The 18,798-nt window shown below is 33.2% G+C and carries 17 protein-coding genes; 7 read left to right on the forward strand and 10 right to left on the reverse strand.

Annotated elements, in window-relative coordinates:
* Positions 1-71: 71 nt before the first annotated feature.
* Positions 72-3,053 carry a protein translocase subunit SecDF gene (gene secDF / locus SJY43_RS07350; RefSeq protein WP_396603187.1) on the forward strand — a complete coding sequence of 994 codons (2,982 nt, stop codon included), beginning with the start codon at positions 72-74 and terminating at the stop codon, positions 3,051-3,053.
* A 202-nt stretch (positions 3,054-3,255) separates the two neighbouring features.
* Here the strand turns inward: secDF and SJY43_RS07355 are convergent, their stop codons facing one another.
* The 4 genes from SJY43_RS07355 to SJY43_RS07370 form a co-directional block, all read right to left on the reverse strand.
* The gene (locus SJY43_RS07355; RefSeq protein ID WP_396603188.1) at positions 3,256-3,627 is read right to left on the reverse strand and encodes a DUF2200 domain-containing protein; all 372 of its coding nucleotides are present in this window, start codon (positions 3,625-3,627) and stop codon (positions 3,256-3,258) included.
* Between the two features lie 119 nt (positions 3,628-3,746).
* Positions 3,747-4,535, reverse strand: coding sequence for a VOC family protein (locus SJY43_RS07360; RefSeq protein WP_396603189.1), 789 nt, complete (start codon positions 4,533-4,535; stop codon positions 3,747-3,749).
* Between the two features lie 99 nt (positions 4,536-4,634).
* A complete protein-coding gene (gene lpxD, locus SJY43_RS07365; RefSeq protein ID WP_396603190.1) occupies positions 4,635-5,627 on the reverse strand; it encodes a UDP-3-O-(3-hydroxymyristoyl)glucosamine N-acyltransferase in 993 nt (330 codons plus the stop codon).
* Between the two features lie 57 nt (positions 5,628-5,684).
* A complete protein-coding gene (locus SJY43_RS07370; RefSeq protein ID WP_396603191.1) occupies positions 5,685-6,860 on the reverse strand; it encodes an LETM1-related biofilm-associated protein in 1,176 nt (391 codons plus the stop codon).
* A gap of 151 nt (positions 6,861-7,011) precedes the next feature.
* On the opposite strand from SJY43_RS07370, the gene SJY43_RS07375 reads away from it, so the two are divergent.
* From SJY43_RS07375 to SJY43_RS07385, 3 genes are all read left to right on the forward strand, one after another.
* Positions 7,012-7,662: a DUF4331 family protein gene (locus tag SJY43_RS07375; RefSeq protein WP_396603192.1), complete on the forward strand. Its 651-nt coding sequence runs from the start codon at positions 7,012-7,014 to the stop codon at positions 7,660-7,662.
* Between the two features lie 34 nt (positions 7,663-7,696).
* Complete coding sequence (locus SJY43_RS07380; protein ID WP_396603193.1) at positions 7,697-8,257, forward strand: DUF4331 family protein; 561 nt, start codon at positions 7,697-7,699, stop codon at positions 8,255-8,257.
* A gap of 91 nt (positions 8,258-8,348) precedes the next feature.
* On the forward strand, positions 8,349-9,641 hold the full coding sequence (locus SJY43_RS07385) for a tetratricopeptide repeat protein (RefSeq protein ID WP_396603194.1): 1,293 nt from the start codon (positions 8,349-8,351) through the stop codon (positions 9,639-9,641).
* A 137-nt stretch (positions 9,642-9,778) separates the two neighbouring features.
* On the opposite strand, the gene SJY43_RS07390 is transcribed toward SJY43_RS07385, so the two are convergent.
* Complete coding sequence (locus SJY43_RS07390; RefSeq protein ID WP_396603195.1) at positions 9,779-10,843, reverse strand: serine hydrolase domain-containing protein; 1,065 nt, start codon at positions 10,841-10,843, stop codon at positions 9,779-9,781.
* Positions 10,840-12,078 carry an exo-beta-N-acetylmuramidase NamZ domain-containing protein gene (locus SJY43_RS07395; protein ID WP_396603196.1) on the reverse strand — a complete coding sequence of 413 codons (1,239 nt, stop codon included), beginning with the start codon at positions 12,076-12,078 and terminating at the stop codon, positions 10,840-10,842. The genes SJY43_RS07390 and SJY43_RS07395 overlap by 4 nt, the downstream gene beginning before the upstream one ends.
* Before the next feature lie 9 nt (positions 12,079-12,087).
* Here SJY43_RS07395 and SJY43_RS07400 point away from each other — a divergent pair, with 9 nt between their 5' ends.
* Positions 12,088-13,323: an ABC transporter permease gene (locus tag SJY43_RS07400; protein WP_396603197.1), complete on the forward strand. Its 1,236-nt coding sequence runs from the start codon at positions 12,088-12,090 to the stop codon at positions 13,321-13,323.
* A 145-nt stretch (positions 13,324-13,468) separates the two neighbouring features.
* Here SJY43_RS07400 and SJY43_RS07405 read toward each other — a convergent pair whose 3' ends face one another.
* The 4 genes from SJY43_RS07405 to SJY43_RS07420 form a co-directional block, all read right to left on the reverse strand.
* A complete protein-coding gene (locus tag SJY43_RS07405; protein ID WP_396603198.1) occupies positions 13,469-13,999 on the reverse strand; it encodes a CIA30 family protein in 531 nt (176 codons plus the stop codon).
* 114 nt (positions 14,000-14,113) lie between these two features.
* Positions 14,114-14,920 carry an anti-sigma factor domain-containing protein gene (locus SJY43_RS07410; RefSeq protein WP_396603199.1) on the reverse strand — a complete coding sequence of 269 codons (807 nt, stop codon included), beginning with the start codon at positions 14,918-14,920 and terminating at the stop codon, positions 14,114-14,116.
* A 1-nt stretch (position 14,921) separates the two neighbouring features.
* Positions 14,922-15,452 carry an RNA polymerase sigma factor gene (locus SJY43_RS07415; protein ID WP_396603200.1) on the reverse strand — a complete coding sequence of 177 codons (531 nt, stop codon included), beginning with the start codon at positions 15,450-15,452 and terminating at the stop codon, positions 14,922-14,924.
* 45 nt (positions 15,453-15,497) lie between these two features.
* Positions 15,498-16,115: a YceI family protein gene (locus SJY43_RS07420; protein ID WP_396603201.1), complete on the reverse strand. Its 618-nt coding sequence runs from the start codon at positions 16,113-16,115 to the stop codon at positions 15,498-15,500.
* A 124-nt stretch (positions 16,116-16,239) separates the two neighbouring features.
* On the opposite strand from SJY43_RS07420, the gene hemN reads away from it, so the two are divergent.
* Together hemN and SJY43_RS07430 are read left to right on the forward strand one after the other, a co-directional pair.
* Complete coding sequence (gene hemN / locus SJY43_RS07425; protein ID WP_396603202.1) at positions 16,240-17,604, forward strand: oxygen-independent coproporphyrinogen III oxidase; 1,365 nt, start codon at positions 16,240-16,242, stop codon at positions 17,602-17,604.
* Between the two features lie 17 nt (positions 17,605-17,621).
* Positions 17,622-18,455 carry a universal stress protein gene (locus SJY43_RS07430; protein ID WP_396603203.1) on the forward strand — a complete coding sequence of 278 codons (834 nt, stop codon included), beginning with the start codon at positions 17,622-17,624 and terminating at the stop codon, positions 18,453-18,455.
* Positions 18,456-18,798: the final 343 nt, after the last annotated feature.

Consider the following 18,798-nt stretch of genomic DNA (forward strand, 5'->3'; position numbering starts at 1 on the left):
CATATAGTAAATTCTATATTTGCTGGCCTGAAAATATTCAGGTTTAAAAATTTGACGTAAAAAGTATAACAATGCAAAACAAAGGATTAGTAAAACTGTTTGCTATTTTGTTTGGTTTGGTAAGTCTTTACCAATTATCATTCACATTCTCAGCAAATTCAGTTGAAAAAGAAGCACAAGAAGTTGCGATTAATAAAATATCTGAGTCAGAACCAGATTATCGTGCACTTCGTAGTCAAGAAGAAGCAAACTTTCTTCAAGAAAAAGCAACCGATACCGTTTACAATATTGGTATTGCAAAATTCACTTATAACGAAGTGAAGCAAAAAGCCATGAATCTTGGTTTAGATTTAAAAGGTGGTATTAATGTTGTTCTTCAAATATCTGTAAACGATATTTTAAAAGGATTAGCAAACCATACAACAGATCCTGTTTTTAATAAAGCATTAGAAGATGCTACAGAACTTCAAAAAGATAGTCAAAATACATATTTAGAAGATTTCTTTACAGCATTTGATGCTATTAAAGGCGATACAAAATTAGCGTCTCCAGATATATTTTATACTAGAGAATTAGATGGTGAGATTGATGGTAGTATGTCTGATGATGATGTAAAAAGCATTATCGAAACAAAAATAGACGAATCTATCGTTTCTGCTTTCGAGGTATTACGTAAACGTATTGATGAGTTTGGTGTAACATCACCAAATATCCAGCGTTTAGGAACATCTGGGCGTATTTTAGTGGAGCTACCAGGTGTAAAAGATGTTGAGCGTGCTACAAGTTTATTACAAAGTACAGCGCAATTAGAATTCTGGGATGCTTACAAAGGTGAGCAATTTTATCAATTTATAGATCAGGCAAATGCCGTTTTAAAGGATATTGTTGTTTCTGAAGATGCTCAAGAAGTTGAGCCTCAAGATGAAGAAAATGCGCAAAATGATCAAATTGATGATTTATTAGGTGACGCAGAAACAGATTCTACAGCAGTTGAAGAAAACAACCCACTTGGTAAATTAATTAGAGGTTTAGGATACCAAGGCGGACCAATAATTGCAAAGTTCGAAATTAAAGATAAAGAAACGGTTCTTGATTATTTAAACAGACCACAAGTAAGAGCATTACTTCCTGCAGAACAACGTTATGCTAAGTTTGTTTTTGGTAAGCCAGAAAAAGATAGTGAAGTTGTAGATTTATATGCTTTAATAGGAAATAGAGAAAACACACCGCAATTAAGTGGTGCCGTTGTAACAGATGCAAGAAACCAATTTGGTCCAACAGGAAAGTCTGAAGTGTCTATGCAAATGAATGCTAAAGGTGCTAAAATCTGGGAAGAAATGACTGGAAAAGCATACACACAAGGTAGCCAAATTGCTATTGTTTTAGATAATGTTGTGTATTCTGCACCAGGTGTAACTACAGGGCCAATTGCTGGTGGTAGTTCTTCTATTTCTGGAGATTTTACATTAAACGAGGCAATAGATTTAGCAAACGTATTACGTGCGGGTAAATTACCTGCATCTGCAGATATTATTCAAAGTGAGGTTGTAGGACCATCATTAGGTAAAGAAGCTATAGAAAGCGGTACCATGTCATTCTTAATCGCTTTAGCATTAGTATTGCTATGGATGATTTTCTATTACGGAAAAGCCGGAGCATTTGCAGATATCGCTATGTTATTAAACTTACTATTAATCTTTGGTATTTTATCGGGATTAGGAGCGGTATTAACCTTACCTGGTATTGCAGGTATCGTATTAACTATTGGTATGTCGGTCGATGCTAACGTACTTATCTTTGAGCGTATTCGAGAAGAATTAGCCAAAGGTAAAGGGCAAGCAGAAGCTATTAAAGATGGATTTAGTAACGCGTTGTCTTCTATTTTAGATGCCAACATTACAACCGGTTTAACGGCGTTAATCTTATTTGTATTTGGAACAGGACCAATTAAAGGGTTTGCAACTACTTTATTAATAGGTATTGCAACATCTTTATTTACTGCAATTTTTATTACTAGATTATTAATCGATTGGTATTCAAACCGAGGTGGTAAATTAGAATTCTCAACAGGAATTACTAAAAACCTTTTTAGAAATATCAAAATCGATTTTTTATCAAAACGTAAATTAGCATTCATCATTTCTGGTGCATTAATCGTTGTGAGTTTAGGATCGTTATTTGTTAATGGATTAAACCAAGGTGTCGATTTTGTTGGAGGTAGAACATATCAAGTACGTTTCGCACAAGATATAAATGCTTCAGAAGTTACAAGCTTATTATCAAGCCCAGAAGTATTTGGAAGTGCAGATGCAAAAACGTTTGGAGATGCTAACCAGTTAAAAATAACAACTAAGTATAAAGTAAATGAATCTGGTGCAGCCGTTGATGAAGACATAAGAAAATCACTTTATGAAGCGTTAGTGCCGCATTTAGAAGGTATAACATACGAGCAATTCATCGATTTAAACGATGAAAATAAGCAGGTAGGTTTACTAGAATCATACAAAGTAACACCAACCATTGCCGATGATATTAAACAAGCATCATTCTGGGCAATTCTAGGTTCGTTAATTGTAGTGTTCTTATATATCTTATTCCGTTTTAAGAAATGGCAATACTCATTAGGAGCTGTAGTAGCTGTATTCCACGATGTATTAATCGTATTAGGTGTGTTCTCATTAACGTACAAGTTTATGCCGTTTAACATGGAAATAAACCAAGCATTTATCGCAGCAATACTAACCGTAATTGGTTACTCATTAAATGATACCGTGGTAGTATTCGATAGAATTCGTGAATTCTTTAACGAGCATACATCTTGGAAGTTCGATAAAGTTGTAAACGCATCATTAAGCAGTACATTAAGTAGAACATTAAATACTTCATTAACAACATTAGTCGTGTTGTTAGCCATCTTCATCTTTGGTGGCGATTCAATCAGAGGGTTTATGTTTGCCTTAATCGTAGGTGTAATTGTGGGTACATACTCATCATTATTTATTGCAACACCAATTATGTACGATAGCATAAAAAAATTAGAAGACCAGAATTAAGACTAACTCAAATTTTCTAAGTAAAAAGCCTATCAATTCATGTTGATAGGCTTTTTTTATTTTTAAAATGTTTTTGGGCGTTACCCCAAGGGTCGGGCTTTTCGTTACAAGTCCTCGCACCTCCTCCGTCGGGCTGTGGGCTTTACTCTGCAATCCCTAACGCAAATCAAGTTTCTCTTAAGCAACCTTGTTAAAAGCGTATTTATAGTTGTTCTTTACGTAAAATCTTCTCCATTTTTCTTCCTTTGGCTAATTCATCTATAAGCTTATCAAGGTATCTTGCTTGCCTAGTCAATGGTGTTTCAATGTCTTCAATTCTATAACCACAAATAACACCTTTAATAAGATGCGCGTTAGGGTTTATTGTTGCTAGTTTAAAGAATGTTTCAAACGTAACTTTTTTATCAATAAGTTCTTTAATTTTAGCATCGTCAAAACCTGTTAGCCATGTAATTACTTCATGTAATTCGGCTATTGTTCTACCTTTCTTTTCTACTTTGGTAATGTAGTGAGGGTAAACTCCTGCAAACGTTAGTTTTGCAACACGGGCATCATGTTCTGGTGTAGTTGCCATTTATTTTTAAAATTATTTTGTCTCTAATTCTGGACGAGTCATAAATACTTTTCTTCAAGTTGAGTTTAAAACCACTTATTTTTTAACTCAGCTCTTTGTTAAAGCATTTTCTTTATCTGTCACAAATATATAATCAATGGTAATTCAGGTCTTAAATCAAATGTTTTTACCTGAATATTATTGTCAAAATATACTTCCATTACATGTGCTCCGCCATTTTTAATAGTCAAGTTTTTTATACCATTAAGAGCTTTAATCGTTTCAGTAGTCAAGTCTACATCGGTTGATGTAATGATAATATTTGTAATTTTTTTTGCACCATTTGGATGTTTGTAAAATCCTCTTGCAAAAGCGTATTCGTCTGGAATATTTTTTAAGTCAGATAATGTTTCAAATATATCCGATTCAATTTCGGGATATACAACAAAAATTGAAGGCTCTTTAAGATGTGTTTTTGAGTTTTTAGCTGAATAGATATTCTCATTTCTAGACATCCAATCTTGATGGTAGCTTATTTTTTCAAATGGAATTTTTTCTACGTTGTAATCTTTAACTTTTAAAGCAATACTAAAAGGTGAAGCTCCATTTTTTTTAAAATTTGCTCTCTCAGTAAAATCTAAACCTGTGTTTTTTGTATTATTTTCTTCTAACTCGATTTGGTTATAGACAAAAATCAATTCGAGATAGCCATTTAAAAAATGGAAATACCTACCTGCGGTGCCTTGACCTGTATGAATTTTAGAAAGTGAGTCGGGAACAGATGTAAATCCAATAGCATTTAATCGTTCTTTGGCTATTTTAGGATTTTCAACCCAAATATTGAAATGGTCAAGCTGTAAGTCAGATGAAACATTTTTAGGGATTCCTAGAGTTTTATTTGCGTTCTTTTCATTCTTACAAGACGACAAACAAAAAATTAAAAATAAAATTAAAATGTAATTACGCCTGTTCATTTTTATTTTTTTACTGGGAATAGTTTGCCAAAAATAATGCTAGTATGCTTCCCGTTACTTCTTAGCCAGTTTACGCATTACCACCCATTGTTTAAGCATGTCTCTAGCGTCTTGAGCAGGGTAACCTAATACCGTTTTTCCAGCAGCAATATCTCCTACAACACCAGATCCAGCCCCAACGGTAGCACCAGAATGTATGGTAGTGTGGTCTTTTATAGATGCAGAGCCACCAATAATTACGCCGTCTCCTAAAGTTACAGAACCAGCAAGTCCACTATGTCCAGCCATAATACATGAGCGTCCCATTACACTATTGTGCGCTATTTGTACAAGGTTGTCAATTTTACAACCATCACCAATAATAGTGCTGCTAAATTTAGCGCGATCTACACACGAATTGGCACCAATTTCAACATAATGGCCAATAATAACATTTCCTATTTGCGGTATTTTTGTTAAGCCTCTGCCATCGTCACTTGGGCGATACCCAAAGCCATCGGCACCAATACTTACATTGGTGTGAAAAATACAATGACTACCAATAATACAACGTTCTCTTATTACTGTTCCAGACCATGCAATAGTATTATCGCCTATTGTTGTTTCATCAAAAACACAAACATTCGGATAAAGAATAACTCCGTCTCCTAAAACTACATCTTTACCAACATAGCAGTTTGCACCAATTTTACAGCCATTTCCAATTTTTGCGGTGTCATGAATTACTGCAGTTGGATGAATGTCTCTTTCAAAATCTGGCGCTGGCGGATTAAATAATTCTAAAACTTTTGCCATTGCCAAATCGGCATTCTTAACTTTTATAATGGCGCGATTATCACCAGGTTCTAGCGTTAAATTATCATTTACTAAAACAGCACTAGCTTTAGAGTCTGCCCAATATTTTAAGTATTTACCGCTTCCTATAAAAGTAATGTGGTTTGCTTTAGCGTTCTGTAATTGTTCTGGTCCTTCAATTTGATTTGAGGTATTTCCAATTAATTCACCGTTAAGTAGATCGTTAATTTGCTGAATTGTATAAGATATCATGTAGTTTTTGTTAGTGTAGTTGTAAAACTAATAGAAAAAAAAAGAAATATATAATTTTTACTCTTCAATCCTATTTTCATCAAATGCCGATGGTAATAATTTTGGAATGAATTTAACCACTAAAGGCAATAATAAAGCACCACCAGGAAGTAAAAATATGGCTAGACTTGGTATAGATTTAAAAATATCAAGCAATTGTTCTTGTACTTTTTTTTGTTCTTCTTTATTTAAATCTCTAATAGTAGATTGCGATAGCAAAACCATAAGCTCTTTACTGTCTTTCAATTCTTGATACAATCGCTTACTATTTCTAGTAATTAATTTATTTACCATTTTACTAGAGTTGTTGTAAAAACTCTGAACAACATTTTTTGAACTTAAAAGTGCAATGTTGTTTTTATTAACGGTGTAAAATTGATTAACTGTTTTTATGGATTGGTTTGTTTTAGAAATACTAAGATCTAAATCTTTACCCAGTTTTTCTAAAAAATGTTGTTCTTCTAAATCGATCATTTGGTCGCTCCAAGTCGCCATACATGCTATGTCTAGGATGTAATACTTCTCAAGCTCGGTAGTTATGTTTTCAACCGCTTTTTTATATTTTAAATGCGTGTTTTCTTGATAACGTAAAGAAGATTCAAATAACTTAATTAAACTTTCGTCATATTGGTTTTTTACTTCTTTCGCATTTAAAACATCAAGAGAAATAGAAGTTATAGAAGCTTCTATCTTTTTTAAATAATCAATTGACGAGGTGTTTTTGTGCTCTAAAAAGGTTTTATAAGCTAAAACATCAACAAACAAAAGGGCATTAATAATAAAGTAATTAAAATTCTTGGTAAGCACATTCGCGTCTATTTGAATGCGTTTATGTAGTATGTTTTCTAATTGTTCATGAGACTGCTTTCCGCCTAATAAATCATGAAGAAAAGATGTTTTTATAGAATCTATACTTTTATAAAAACTAATAACGCTTTTCGCAAAAGGGATTTCGCATTTAGAAGTTGTATGCATGTAATAGAGTGCTAAACACAAATTTGTTTTACAGAGTTCTTCTTCCGTAAGGTCTTTTTTCAAAATGACCTGGCTTACAATATCTAAATTACTACCATAAATAAATCCACTAGCTCTCAGGGCATCATAAAAGATGTCTTCGTCATATTTTAAGAAGCGGTTATTATTAGAAACCTCTTTAAGTAGCTTCTTTATCCAGCCTGAAGATGATGGGTTCATAATTCAATTATCATAATAGATTGTAAAAGTAATCTTTTAGCTGAATATGTGCGCTGTTTTTTCTTTAACAAAATTTTAACAAAACCGCTCTTTTCTTTTTTTCGTAGGTATGGCAGAGAGTGAAATTAACAATAACAAAAATCTCAAAAACATGAAAAATTTAAAAAGAGTATTAGGAATTGGAGTAATAGCAGTTGCTTGTTGCTTTATTATTGCGGCAGATCATATTGATGCTCCCGAAGTTGCAGGAGGTAATAGTGATATTACAGACTTTTATGCCTTTCAAGGTGAAAACACAGATAATTTAGTTTTTGTGGCAAATTTACAAGGCTTAATAAGTCCAGCCAATACAGGTGCGGCAACATTTAATGAGAATGTCTTAGTAGAGTTTAATATTGATACTAATGGAGACCATATTGAAGACTTAGTTATTCAGGCTATTCCTCGAGATGGAAAAATGTATTTCTTTGGTCCAGTAGCACCATCGCAAACAGGATTAAATAGTACCATTCAAACAACTGCTACAGTTGGAGGAATTGTAGATATTACTTCTTATGGTGATGCTGCAAACATTGCAACAAATAGCGGTATGACGTTTTTTGCTGGTCCACGTGATGACCCTTTCTTTATGGACTTTGCTCAGTATTCTGCCATTATAGCTGGAGATGCCACAAGTTTTAACTCACCTGGCTCAGATACGTTTGCTGGATCAAACGTGATGTCTATTGTTGTAGAAGTACCGAAAGCCATGATTGGCGGTTCGGGTAAAATAAATACGTGGGTAGAATCTAAAACAAAATAAAAACAAAATCAACTTAATTAAAACACATAGAATTATGAAAAATATAAAAATAGTAGCATTAGCGTTAACCGTTTCGATAATGGCATTTAATTGTACAGATAAAGATGATAATGATTTTGTTGCAATGGAAGGTCCAGATTTCTCTGGAACTTACACTCAAGAAGATCAAATGGGTAGACCAGCAGTTAACACGGTATTTAACGCAAGTGCCGATAAAGACGCTTTTAACGTTACAACACCATCCGCTCAAAATGCAGCATTTCAAAGTAAATTTCAAGCTAATTTATTAGCCTTAAGTCCAGCTTATGCCGATGGCGGATTGAATGCTTTAGGACAAGATGCAGCAGCATTTACTGGACTATTAGCTACGGATGTTTTAAATGTATCATTAGATGGGAAAACCACATTTTTTGATGGAGAACCAGCAAACACGCTTTCGGGTAGAGCTTTAGCAGATGATGTTATTACCGTAGAGTTATTATTAATTTTTGGTGGTGAAGATTTTTCTGAAAACCCAGGATTATCAAACGATAATGTTGATGCGAATGATAAAACCTTTTTGACCTCATTTCCTTATTTAGCTTCTCCTCACTAAGATGGCGTTATAAATTAACTCTGAAATATGAATTTTAGAATACATATTTCAGAGTTCTATAAACCTAAACAAAAACATAAAAATTAAACCCATGAAACCAATTAATCAAATAGCATTTATTTTTTTATTACTGCTTACAGTAAGTTGTAATAATGAATCAAAACAAGTAACAAACACACAAGACTACACAGTTTATTTAAAAACATCAGAGAACGAGATGTTGCAATTAGTTAAAGAGGATTATTTATTCTGGGAAAAAAAGCTAGAAAAAGAACCAAAACAATTTCCTTATTTTGCTAAAGCTGCAGCGTCTCAATCTCAAATGTTTAACAAAACTGGACATATTGATGCTTTAAAAAAGGCTGAGACTTATTTAATTCAAGCAAATGACGCAACACATTATAAGAAAGCAGGGTTTTTAAGAGCTTTAGCCAGAAATTATGTGTCTCAACACAGATTTAAAGAAGCTTTGACTTTATTAGAAAAAGCCGAAATGAATGGAGAAGGGTTAAAAGGAACTCAAAAAATGTTATTTGATGTTCACTTGGAAATTGGAAACTTTGAAACTGCAAAAACTTATCTAGAGCAGATTAGAAAGAACGGCGATTTTGATTATTTAATTAGATTATCAAAATGGTCTGACCATCGTGGAAATTTAGATGCAGCTATAACATATATGGAGCAGGCAAAACAAATTGCTGAAGCTTCAAATATGAAAGGAACAAAACAATGGGTATATACTAATTTGGCAGATTATTATGGGCATGCTGGAAAAATTGAAGCGTCTTACACTCATTATCTTAAAGCTTTAGAGTTAGATCCAAACGATGCATATGCAAAAAAAGGAATTGCTTGGATTGTGTATTCTCATGAAAAAAATGCAGACGAAGCACTTCGTATTTTAAATGAAATTACTAAAACCTACAATGCTCCAGACTACCATCTTTTAAAAGCTGAAATAGCAGAGTTTAAAGGCGATTTAAAATTGAAAGATGAACAAATTGCATTATACAATGAAACTGTAAATAATCCATTATACGGCGATATGTATAACACGTACAATACATTGTTGTATGCTGAAAATCAAAAAGAAACAGCAAAGGCGTTAAAGCTTGCTAATATTGAAATTAAAAATAGACCAACACCGCAATCTTACGACTTATTGGCGTGGACGTATTACAAACATGGTGATGTTAAAGAGGCTTTAGAAGTATTAGAGAAACATGTTATTGGTAAAACTTCAGACCCAGATGTGTTATTTCGTATTGCTAAAATTTATAAAGCGAATGGTGAACTGGATAAAGCAAGAAGTTTAAAACAAGAATTACTAGAAAGTGTTTTTGAGTTAGGTCCGCTTATGGAAAATGAAATAAAGAATATATAATAGTTTAGTTTGATTGATTTTTTGAAACCTTATTAAAGTGTTTTTTGAGGTTTTTGTTTGGTTGGAAGTGTCTAAATTACAGCAATGTATTTGGACACTTTCTTTTTTATACCCGTAATTTCAATGGGTAAGAGGAGTTATTCAATAAATATGGCTTCAAGCGTTTTTCCAAAGGCATCCATGCTAACTCCAGATTTATTAGTTAAAACAGAAATAACCAGGTCTTCTTCGGGGTAAATTAAAAGTACTGTTGAGGCGCCAATACCTCCACCAGTATGGTAATATTTGGGCGTATTGTTTTTTGTGGATTCTACCGAAAAACCAATACCATAACCAGTTAATTTTCCAGATTTTAATTTTTGAGAGCTTAGCATATTCGATAACGCTTCTTTTGAAACCGTTGTTGGAGAAATAATTTCTTCTCCAAATTTTATTAAATCTTCTGAAGTGGATAAAAAACCGCCACCGGCCACTTTGTATTCATTCGCAACAGCCGAAGAAAGCACGCGCTTTTCTCTATAGAAACTTGTTTTGTTTTTAATAACTAGCTCTGAATCTTCCAACATCGTATGAGTCATGCCTAGAGGTTTGAAAACAGCGTTGCTAACCAAATCATTAAAATCTGTTTTTGAAGCTTTTTGCATAATTTCACTTAGCAATACATAGCCAAAAGTGTTATATGAGAATTGGGTTGAAGGTTCAAATAAAAGCGAATCGTTTTTAAATAAGTTTACACCTTCAGTAATCGACATTTTTTTATTATTAGTAAACTCATTGCCTTGGTAACTTCTTATTCCTGCTAGATGTCCGCCTAATTCTTTAACGGTAAAATTATATGCCTGTTTTGGGTAATCTGGAAGGTAATAGTAGATGCTTTCATTTAAATCAATCTCATTGTTATCTAATAATTTCGCAAGTGTTAATGCAGTTATAGATTTTGAAATACTAGCAATTCTAAATAATGTTTTGTTCGGTTCTACCTTAGTTTTCGGTTTTCGAGTGGCGTATCCAAATCCTTTCGACCAAATTAATTCTCCTTTTTTCGAAACAGAAATAGACATTCCTGGAATGCCTTGTTGACGCAAAAACTTTTTTGTCTGTTTTTTTGCCGTTCTAATATTGGCTTTTTCAGGGTTATTAACAGATTGACTAAAGCCAACTGATGTTAATAATAGCATTAAAGAGGCTATGATTCGTTTCACGGATAAATTAAATAAGTTTTACGAGTTTCATTAAAATCTTCTAATCCATCTTTCCAAGTATCTTTAATAGCATCTGCAGTTAAGCCAGCTTCAATTTGTTGTTTAAGCTTATTTGTGCCCGCAAGTTTTATAAAAAACGCATTAAAGAATTCTGATTTATTTTCAGTATGATTATAGGCTTCAATTAACCATTCCAAATTTAAATTATTAAGAGCCTTAACTTTAGTTAAATCCTTACCATAGCATGTTTTATTTTGATGCTTCGGATATTTTGAGCCTTCATTAGGTTGCGGAATAAATTCAAAATTAAAGATGTCATTATTCAAAAAAGGACTTCCAAAAATTTGAAATTGCATGTCCGTTCCTCTTCCAGCACTTACATTAGTGCCTTCAAAAAAGCATAAACTAGTATATAGGTTAATAGCTTGGTCGTTTGGCAAATTCGGACTCGGTTTTATGGGTAAGCTATAACTCAATTTATGATTGTAGTTTTTAATTGGAATCACTTTTAAGTTACATTGTGCTCCGTTGGCTAACCATTTTTCACCATTAATCATTTTAGCATATTCGCCAATGGTCATGCCATGAACTATAGGTATTGGGTGCATGCCCACAAAGCTTTTGTGTTCCATTTCTAAAATAGGACCATCAATGTAATGCCCGTTTGGGTTTGGTCTATCGAATATAATTACAGGAATTCCAGCTTCGGCACAAGCTTCCATAACATAATGTAACGAAGAAATATAGGTGTAAAAGCGTGCGCCAACATCTTGAATGTCAAAAACAACAACATCTAAATTTTTAAGTTGAGCTGCAGAAGGTTTTTTGTTTTTTCCGTAAAGCGATACTATAGGTAAATTGGTTTTCGTGTCTATGCCATCTTTAACCACTTCGCCAGCATCAGCTTTTCCTCGAAACCCATGTTCTGGCGCAAATACTTTTTTTATGTCGACTTTTAAAGCAATTAAAGAGTCAACAACATGCGTGAAACTTATATGGTCTGTTTCTTTTTTAAAAACCACAGAGGTTTGATTCGCAACAATACCAACGCGTTTGCCTTTTAATAACGGTAAATACAGCTCCGTTTGGTTGGCTCCAACAATTAGGGAGCTATCTTTAAAAACTTCTTTTATAATCTGGTTTCCTTCATTTGCATTATTCTTGACTTTAGAAGCACAAGAAATCATTACTAAAACAAATAATAAAACTGTATTTTTGAAAACATTAAACTTCATGAGCAACTTTTGAATTACGAGTTTTTTATAGCAAAACGTATTATAGGCAGTAAAGCGTATAAAAGTAGCATATCGGCGCCAATAATAAAAATTGGAATCGCTGCAATTGCTATTGGTATCATTGTCATGATGGTTACTGTAGCAATAAGTTTAGGCTTACAGCAGAAAATCCGTGATAAAGTTGTGGCATTTAATGGGCATGTAACCATTACTAATTACGATAGTAATAACTCACAAGAAACAGTTTACCCTATATCTAAAAATCAAGATTTTTATCCTAATTTTAAATCTGTAGACGGTATAAAACATATACAAGGTGTAGCAACAAAATTTGGAATTATTCGCACCGAAACCGATTTTGAGGGTGTAAATTTAAAAGGTGTAGGCGCAGATTATAGTTGGGACTATTTTAAAGAGTTTTTAGTAGAAGGGCAGTTGCCAGATTACACACAAAAACGAAATGAAGACGTTCTAATATCAAAATACCTCGCTAATCGTTTAGGTTTTAAAGTTGGTGATAAGTTTCAAATGTTTTTTGCTAAAGATGATCCAGAAAAGCTACCAAATATTATCACTTACAGCATAACTGGAATCTTTAACTCTGGGTTTCAAGACCTAGATGCGCAGTATCTTATTGGCGATATTCGTCATTTACAACGTATCAATAGATGGGAAAGTAATCAAATAGGGAATTTTGAAGTCTTCTTAAACGATTATGATGAGTTAAAAGAGAAAGGCGCAGAAATACACCAAAATATTCCATCTTTATTAGATTCTCAAACTATTACAGATAAGTACTATTCCATATTCGAATGGATAAAAATCTTTGATAAAAACACCTATGGTATTATTGGCATTATGGTTTTAATTGCTGGGTTTAACATGGTAACAGCATTACTTGTTTTAATACTAGAACGCACAAAAATGATAGGCGTTTTAAAAACCTTAGGAAGCAGTAATTGGAGCATCCGTAAACTATTCCTTTACAACGCATCGTATCTTATTCTTTTAGGCTTGTTTTGGGGGAATGTTATAGGGTTAGGACTTTTGTTTGCTCAAAAATATTTTAAACTCTTTCCACTAGATCCAAGTGTGTATTATGTTACCGAAGCACCAGTTTACATTAGCCTAGGTTATATAATAGCCTTAAATATTGGCACACTCATTCTATGTTTACTCATGTTGCTCGTGCCGTCGTATATCATCACAAAAATATCGCCAGTAAAAGCTATTCGGTTTAGTTAAAAAATAATTTGGGCGTTACGCCTCCAAGGGTCGTCGTCGGGCTTTTCGCTGCAAGTCCTCGCACCTCCTGCGTCGGGCTGTGGGCTTTCCACTTCAATCCCTAACGCAAACTAGAATTTCCATTAATAGTCACGAAAAGTTTAAACTATTTTAGTACAATACTATCAATTTCAAGATTAAAAGGTTCTGCTGTTTTATTGCCTATTAAAAAAGCAATCATTTCCATTTGCTTGCCATCATAGTTTGGAATATCAAGTTTTCTGCCTCTAAACGCAGGATGCATAGTGTTAAAAGGAACCTCTATAGTTTCCCAATCTGTAGTAGTCGTAAAAGAAGCAATATAAGCGTGTTTATCTTGCTTACTAGATTTAATTCTAAATTGATATGCTTTGCCATCGCCTTTAAGTTTAATACAAACCTTAGAGAAGTTACTTGAGTTTTTAGTTTCGAAAGCGTATTGCACCATTGAGAAACCGCCATTGTTTTCTAGTGAAACATCACCAGAAAACAAACCATTACCAGCATTATTTATTTTAAAGTTTCCGTTAGACTGACCACCCATAACCACATCATCAACAATGCGCCAATTAGAAATATTACTTTTAGAATTAAAATCAAATAGTGTCATGGTTGTTTGTGTTAAAATATATAATAAGATTATTGTGAAATATTTCATGAGGTGTTATTGCTTACAATCTGCTTGAACAACTTTATTTTTCCATTGAATCCAATATTCTTGCAAACCTTCAGGTGTTGTTTTTAAGTCGCTAATATGTAATACTGTGTTTCATTAGCTCGCATTAACAACACCTAAGGTGTATAATTGATCCATAGTTGGCGATTTGCTTCCGCCTGCAGGCTCTAAAGTAATACCAAAAGCTTCACTTTGGTTAGCGTTTTGTATTTCAAATATTTTATTAGCATCAGCAGTAAAACTATCTATAGTCCCTAAGCTGGTTGGTGTAAGCGGTGTTAAAGTTAAAGACCAAACTTGATACACTTTTCCTTCTGGCGGTTCAGGCAACCCTTGAGCGTCTAAAAAGATACGGTCTCCTTTTTTATCCCAATATACTTTGGCGTAAGTGCTAGCAAAGTTGCCTTGACCTGCTAAAGGTATTCTGGTAATATTATCATCTCGTAAAACAGTAATTAAAGTATTTGCTTCTTCTAAACTGTTTTTAGAATTTGCTATTTGAGTTTCTAATAACGATTGTTGCGTTTCGGCAATTTGAATATCAGACTGTAAAGTGTTGTTTTGATTTATGGTCCATAATAATCCAGCGCCTAATAGAATAGATGCAGCCCAACCGGTATACGTTATCCAATTGTATTTTGGTTTCGTTATAGATATAACTTTAGCGTCATTGTTGCTGCCAAATCCTAATGATTGTTTAATACGCTGTAAAATATGGTCGTTATCGCGTTGTGAGGTAGAAGCAGTTAGTTTAACAATGGCAGCTTCAATTTCTAAAACTTCTTGCAACACTTCAGGATGTTTTTGCATAAGCGCATAAACCTCTTCATTTTCTTTTTCAGAAAGGCTTCCGGCTACGTATAGCTCTAATATTCCAGATTCTATATATGCTTTAATATCCATATTAATTTAAAACCATGTTTCTTAATTCTTGAATGCAATTTCTATTTCTTGTTTTAATTGTGCCAATGGGCATATCAAGAGCTTCAGATGCTTCACTTTGCGTGTACCCTTTAAAGTAAAGCAGTTCAATAACAGCTTTACATTTTTCAGCTAGTTTACCAACAAATTTCTTAATACCAATAGCATCAGTTTTATCATCTAGGCTTTCATTGCCTTCAATTATATCTACGAAAAAATCAGAGTTGAGGTTTTGTTTTGAGTTTTTAAAGGCTTTTGACCGTGTTTTATCTATGGCTGCGTTTCTAGAAATATTTAAAATCCAAGTAAAAAACCTGCCTTTTTTTGATGAGTAACTGTTTGCCTTATGCCATGCTTTTATAAAAACATCTTGCATAACTTCTGCAGCAATATCATGGTCTCTTACAATATTGTAAATAACACCATGCATACTATCGCTATACATATTGTATAGTTTTTCAAAAGCTTTTTCGTCTTTTTGCTTAAATTTATCTACTAGTTGGTCTAGCTCCATGCAGGTGTTTTAGTGATTAAAATAACTTTAAAATGATGTTTTTGCTTAGTTTTTACGAAGGTAAGTTTCTACTTCAATAGCAACATCATCCCAAGTTTTGCTTACACCATCGGCACCTTTATGTAAATCAAAACATACTTTGTTTAAAGAAGCTAAGGCATCTAAAGCTTTCCAGTCTTTAAGATTCATTGTACCTGTTAGTTTTACACGTCTTTCTTCGGTAATGGTAACATCAAGGGGTAAATTGTTTGTTTCACCATTCATTGTAATAGAAGCGACATATGCATTGTTAACGTATTTAATGGTGCCTTTTAAAAATTCGGTGTCTAACATAGCTCCAAAAAATGAGTTAATAATTTTAGCATCACGTGTGTTGGTAGCATCATTTGTAAATACGCTACTAACAGGAATAGAAAAGCTTAAGTTGTTTAAGGCCTCTTGAGGTGTTGCACCAGATTTGTTTTCAAATTTTAAAATTTTAAATTTCCCACCAACAGGAAGTTTTTCTGTTGTTTTATAAGCGGTCCATTTTACTGTTGTACCTTCAGGTTTAACAACAAAGCTTTCTGTAGTGTCAATTTCGGTTTTCGATTCTTTTTTTTCATCTTTACAAGATGTAAAACTTATAACTAAGGCAATTAATAAGAAGCTTATTTTTTTCATTTTCAAAGAGTTTTTTATTTACCCGAAAGTTAAGGGATTAATAACTGAATTCCAAGTGATGCTATGACATAAGTCATGTTTTAAGTTAATCGATAAGTATAATTTTGATGTATATTAGTCAGGTATGTTAGAATCTTTAGTCAGTAAATATAATATTGCTGGTCCTCGTTATACGAGTTATCCAACTGTTCCGTATTGGAATAATGAAACCTTTTCCTTAACAAATTGGAAGGCTTCATTAATACAATCTTTTAAAGAAAGTAATTCAAAAGAAGGTATTAGTTTATACATACATTTGCCGTTTTGCGAAAGCCTTTGCACATTTTGTGGATGTAATAAGCGTATAACAAAACAGCATAGTGTAGAGTCTCCATATATAAATGCGGTTTTAAAAGAATGGCGTTTGTATTTAGAGTTGTTTGATGAAAAACCAGTCATTAAAGAATTACATTTAGGTGGCGGTACTCCAACTTTTTTTAGTCCAGAAAATTTAAAACACTTAATACTCGAAATTCTAAACACCTCAGAGTTAGCTGTAGGTTATGAGTTTAGTTTTGAAGGACATCCAAATAATACAACCCGCGAGCATTTACAAGCCTTGTTCGATGTTGGATTTAGGCGAGTAAGTTACGGTGTGCAAGATTATAACGAAACCGTACAAAAAGCCATCCATAGAATTCAGCCTTTTAAAAATGTTAAGAAAGCTACAGAATTAGCTAGAGAAATAGGATACACTTCTGTAGGGCACGATATTATTTTTGGATTACCATTTCAAACCCTAAAGCATGTAGAAGAAACTATCTTGAAAACCAAAGCATTGCTACCAGATAGGTTAGCGTTTTATAGTTATGCGCATGTACCTTGGATAAAAGGCAATGGGCAACGTGGCTTTAATGATGATGATTTACCATCGGCTAAGTTAAAAAGAAACCAGTATGAGCTAGGTAAAGCATTATTGGCAGAAGTTGGCTATGAAGAGATAGGAATGGACCATTTTGCGCTACCAACAGACTCACTTTATAAGTCTATGGAGCATGGTGATTTACATAGGAATTTTATGGGGTATACAGCCTCTAAAACGCAAGCTATGATTGGTTTAGGGGTGTCATCAATAAGCGATAGTTGGTATGGTTTTTCTCAAAACGTAAAAGAAATAGAGCGCTATTACAATTTATTAAAAGACAATATCGTACCAGTTTATAGAGGGCATATTTTAAACGAAGAAGATTTAATTATCCGTAAGCATATTTTAAATTTAATGTGTCAATTTAAAACAAATTGGACAAAAAATAGTTTATACTTTAAAGAGTTGCCAGAAACTATAATTCAATTAAAAGAAATGGAAAAAGACGGATTACTTAAAATTTATGCAAATAAAATCGAAGTAACCAAAAAAGGTCAGCCCTTTGTTAGAAACATATGTATGGCGTTCGATGTTTTATTACAAAGAAAAAAGCCAGATACACAATTGTTTTCCATGACCGTTTAACCAAAAAAAAAGAAATTATGAAAAAAATTATTATACCAATAGACTTTTCTAAACACTCAGAATACGCATTACAAACAGCAGCAAAACTTGCCAAAAAATATGATGCAGAGTTATTAGCATTACACATGCTCGAAATGTCCGAGATCTCATTAACAACATCAGATGGACTTCAAAATCAAAAAACCGCATTTTTTCTTCAACTTGCCGAGCAAAAATTTCAAAATTTTTTAGAAAAAGACTATTTAAAAGAGGTAAGAGTAACACCAATAATTAAACATTTTAAAGTGTTTAGCGAGGTTAACGATGTGGCCATAGAGCAAGAAGCAGATTTAATTGTTATGGGCTCACACGGTGCCAGCGGTCTTAAAGAATATTTTGTAGGCTCTAATACAGAACGTGTGGTGCGTAATTCAAACATTCCTGTTTTAGTGGTTAAAAACAACGTCTCAGATGTTAATTTCGATGTTGTTGCCTTTGCATGCGATTTCTCAGAAGAAGCCATAAAACCCTATTTAAATGCGGTAAAAATGTTTAATAACGTAGATACTAAAATTTATTTAGTTCATGTTAATTTACCTAACGATAAGTTTATGAGCTCTTTAGAAATAGAGAAAAAAGTGGTTAATTTCTTTACTAAAGCAGAAAACAGTTTAGATAAAATGAAAGATGTGCATTATGTAGCCGATTATACTGTAGAAGAAGGCGTTTTAAGCTGTGCTAATAAAATGGGAGCAGACCTTATTATTATGCCAACACATGGCAGAAAAGGATTAGCGCATTTCTTTGAAGGTAGCATAGGCGAAGATGTTGCAAACCATGCTACATTGCCAGTAATGACATTTAAAATTTAAATTTTTTTATAAAATATTTTGGGCGTTACCCCAAAAAGGGGTCGGGCTTTCACTACTCAATCCTTCCTGCGTCAGGGATTTCAAACATGCCGTTCAATCCCTAACGCTGGTTGTCTGCTAGCTTATTTTTAAATCGAAAAGGCGTTTTGTTTTTGGGGAGATTCGTTTAATATGTTTGTATATGATTTGTTGCGTGCTTTAGCAATTAATTTACTAAACAAAAACGAACGAGAGAAAATTCCGAAGGAATTTTCCAAGTATGCAACGATCACAGCAATTAATCACAAATGTTGATGCCCAAAATTATTTATCCGTTTTTAACAATTTTCTTTAGTTTTCATAC

The sequence above is a fragment of the Algibacter sp. R77976 genome (assembly GCF_044594645.1).
Taxonomy (GTDB): domain Bacteria; phylum Bacteroidota; class Bacteroidia; order Flavobacteriales; family Flavobacteriaceae; genus Algibacter_B.

What these genes read in the sequence shown, in the direction of transcription:
- secDF (WP_396603187.1), top strand. Translation starts at nt 72, where the DNA reads ATGCAAAACAAAGGATTAGTAAAACTGTTTGCTATTTTGTTTGGTTTG.
- SJY43_RS07355 (WP_396603188.1), bottom strand. Translation starts at nt 3,627, where the DNA reads ATGGCAACTACACCAGAACATGATGCCCGTGTTGCAAAACTAACGTTT.
- lpxD (WP_396603190.1), bottom strand. Translation starts at nt 5,627, where the DNA reads ATGATATCTTATACAATTCAGCAAATTAACGATCTACTTAACGGTGAA.
- SJY43_RS07370 (WP_396603191.1), bottom strand. Translation starts at nt 6,860, where the DNA reads ATGAACCCATCATCTTCAGGCTGGATAAAGAAGCTACTTAAAGAGGTT.
- SJY43_RS07375 (WP_396603192.1), top strand. Translation starts at nt 7,012, where the DNA reads ATGAAAAATTTAAAAAGAGTATTAGGAATTGGAGTAATAGCAGTTGCT.
- SJY43_RS07380 (WP_396603193.1), top strand. Translation starts at nt 7,697, where the DNA reads ATGAAAAATATAAAAATAGTAGCATTAGCGTTAACCGTTTCGATAATG.
- SJY43_RS07385 (WP_396603194.1), top strand. Translation starts at nt 8,349, where the DNA reads ATGAAACCAATTAATCAAATAGCATTTATTTTTTTATTACTGCTTACA.
- SJY43_RS07395 (WP_396603196.1), bottom strand. Translation starts at nt 12,078, where the DNA reads ATGAAGTTTAATGTTTTCAAAAATACAGTTTTATTATTTGTTTTAGTA.
- SJY43_RS07405 (WP_396603198.1), bottom strand. Translation starts at nt 13,999, where the DNA reads ATGAAATATTTCACAATAATCTTATTATATATTTTAACACAAACAACC.
- SJY43_RS07410 (WP_396603199.1), bottom strand. Translation starts at nt 14,920, where the DNA reads ATGGATATTAAAGCATATATAGAATCTGGAATATTAGAGCTATACGTA.
- SJY43_RS07415 (WP_396603200.1), bottom strand. Translation starts at nt 15,452, where the DNA reads ATGGAGCTAGACCAACTAGTAGATAAATTTAAGCAAAAAGACGAAAAA.
- SJY43_RS07420 (WP_396603201.1), bottom strand. Translation starts at nt 16,115, where the DNA reads ATGAAAAAAATAAGCTTCTTATTAATTGCCTTAGTTATAAGTTTTACA.
- hemN (WP_396603202.1), top strand. Translation starts at nt 16,240, where the DNA reads ATGTTAGAATCTTTAGTCAGTAAATATAATATTGCTGGTCCTCGTTAT.
- SJY43_RS07430 (WP_396603203.1), top strand. Translation starts at nt 17,622, where the DNA reads ATGAAAAAAATTATTATACCAATAGACTTTTCTAAACACTCAGAATAC.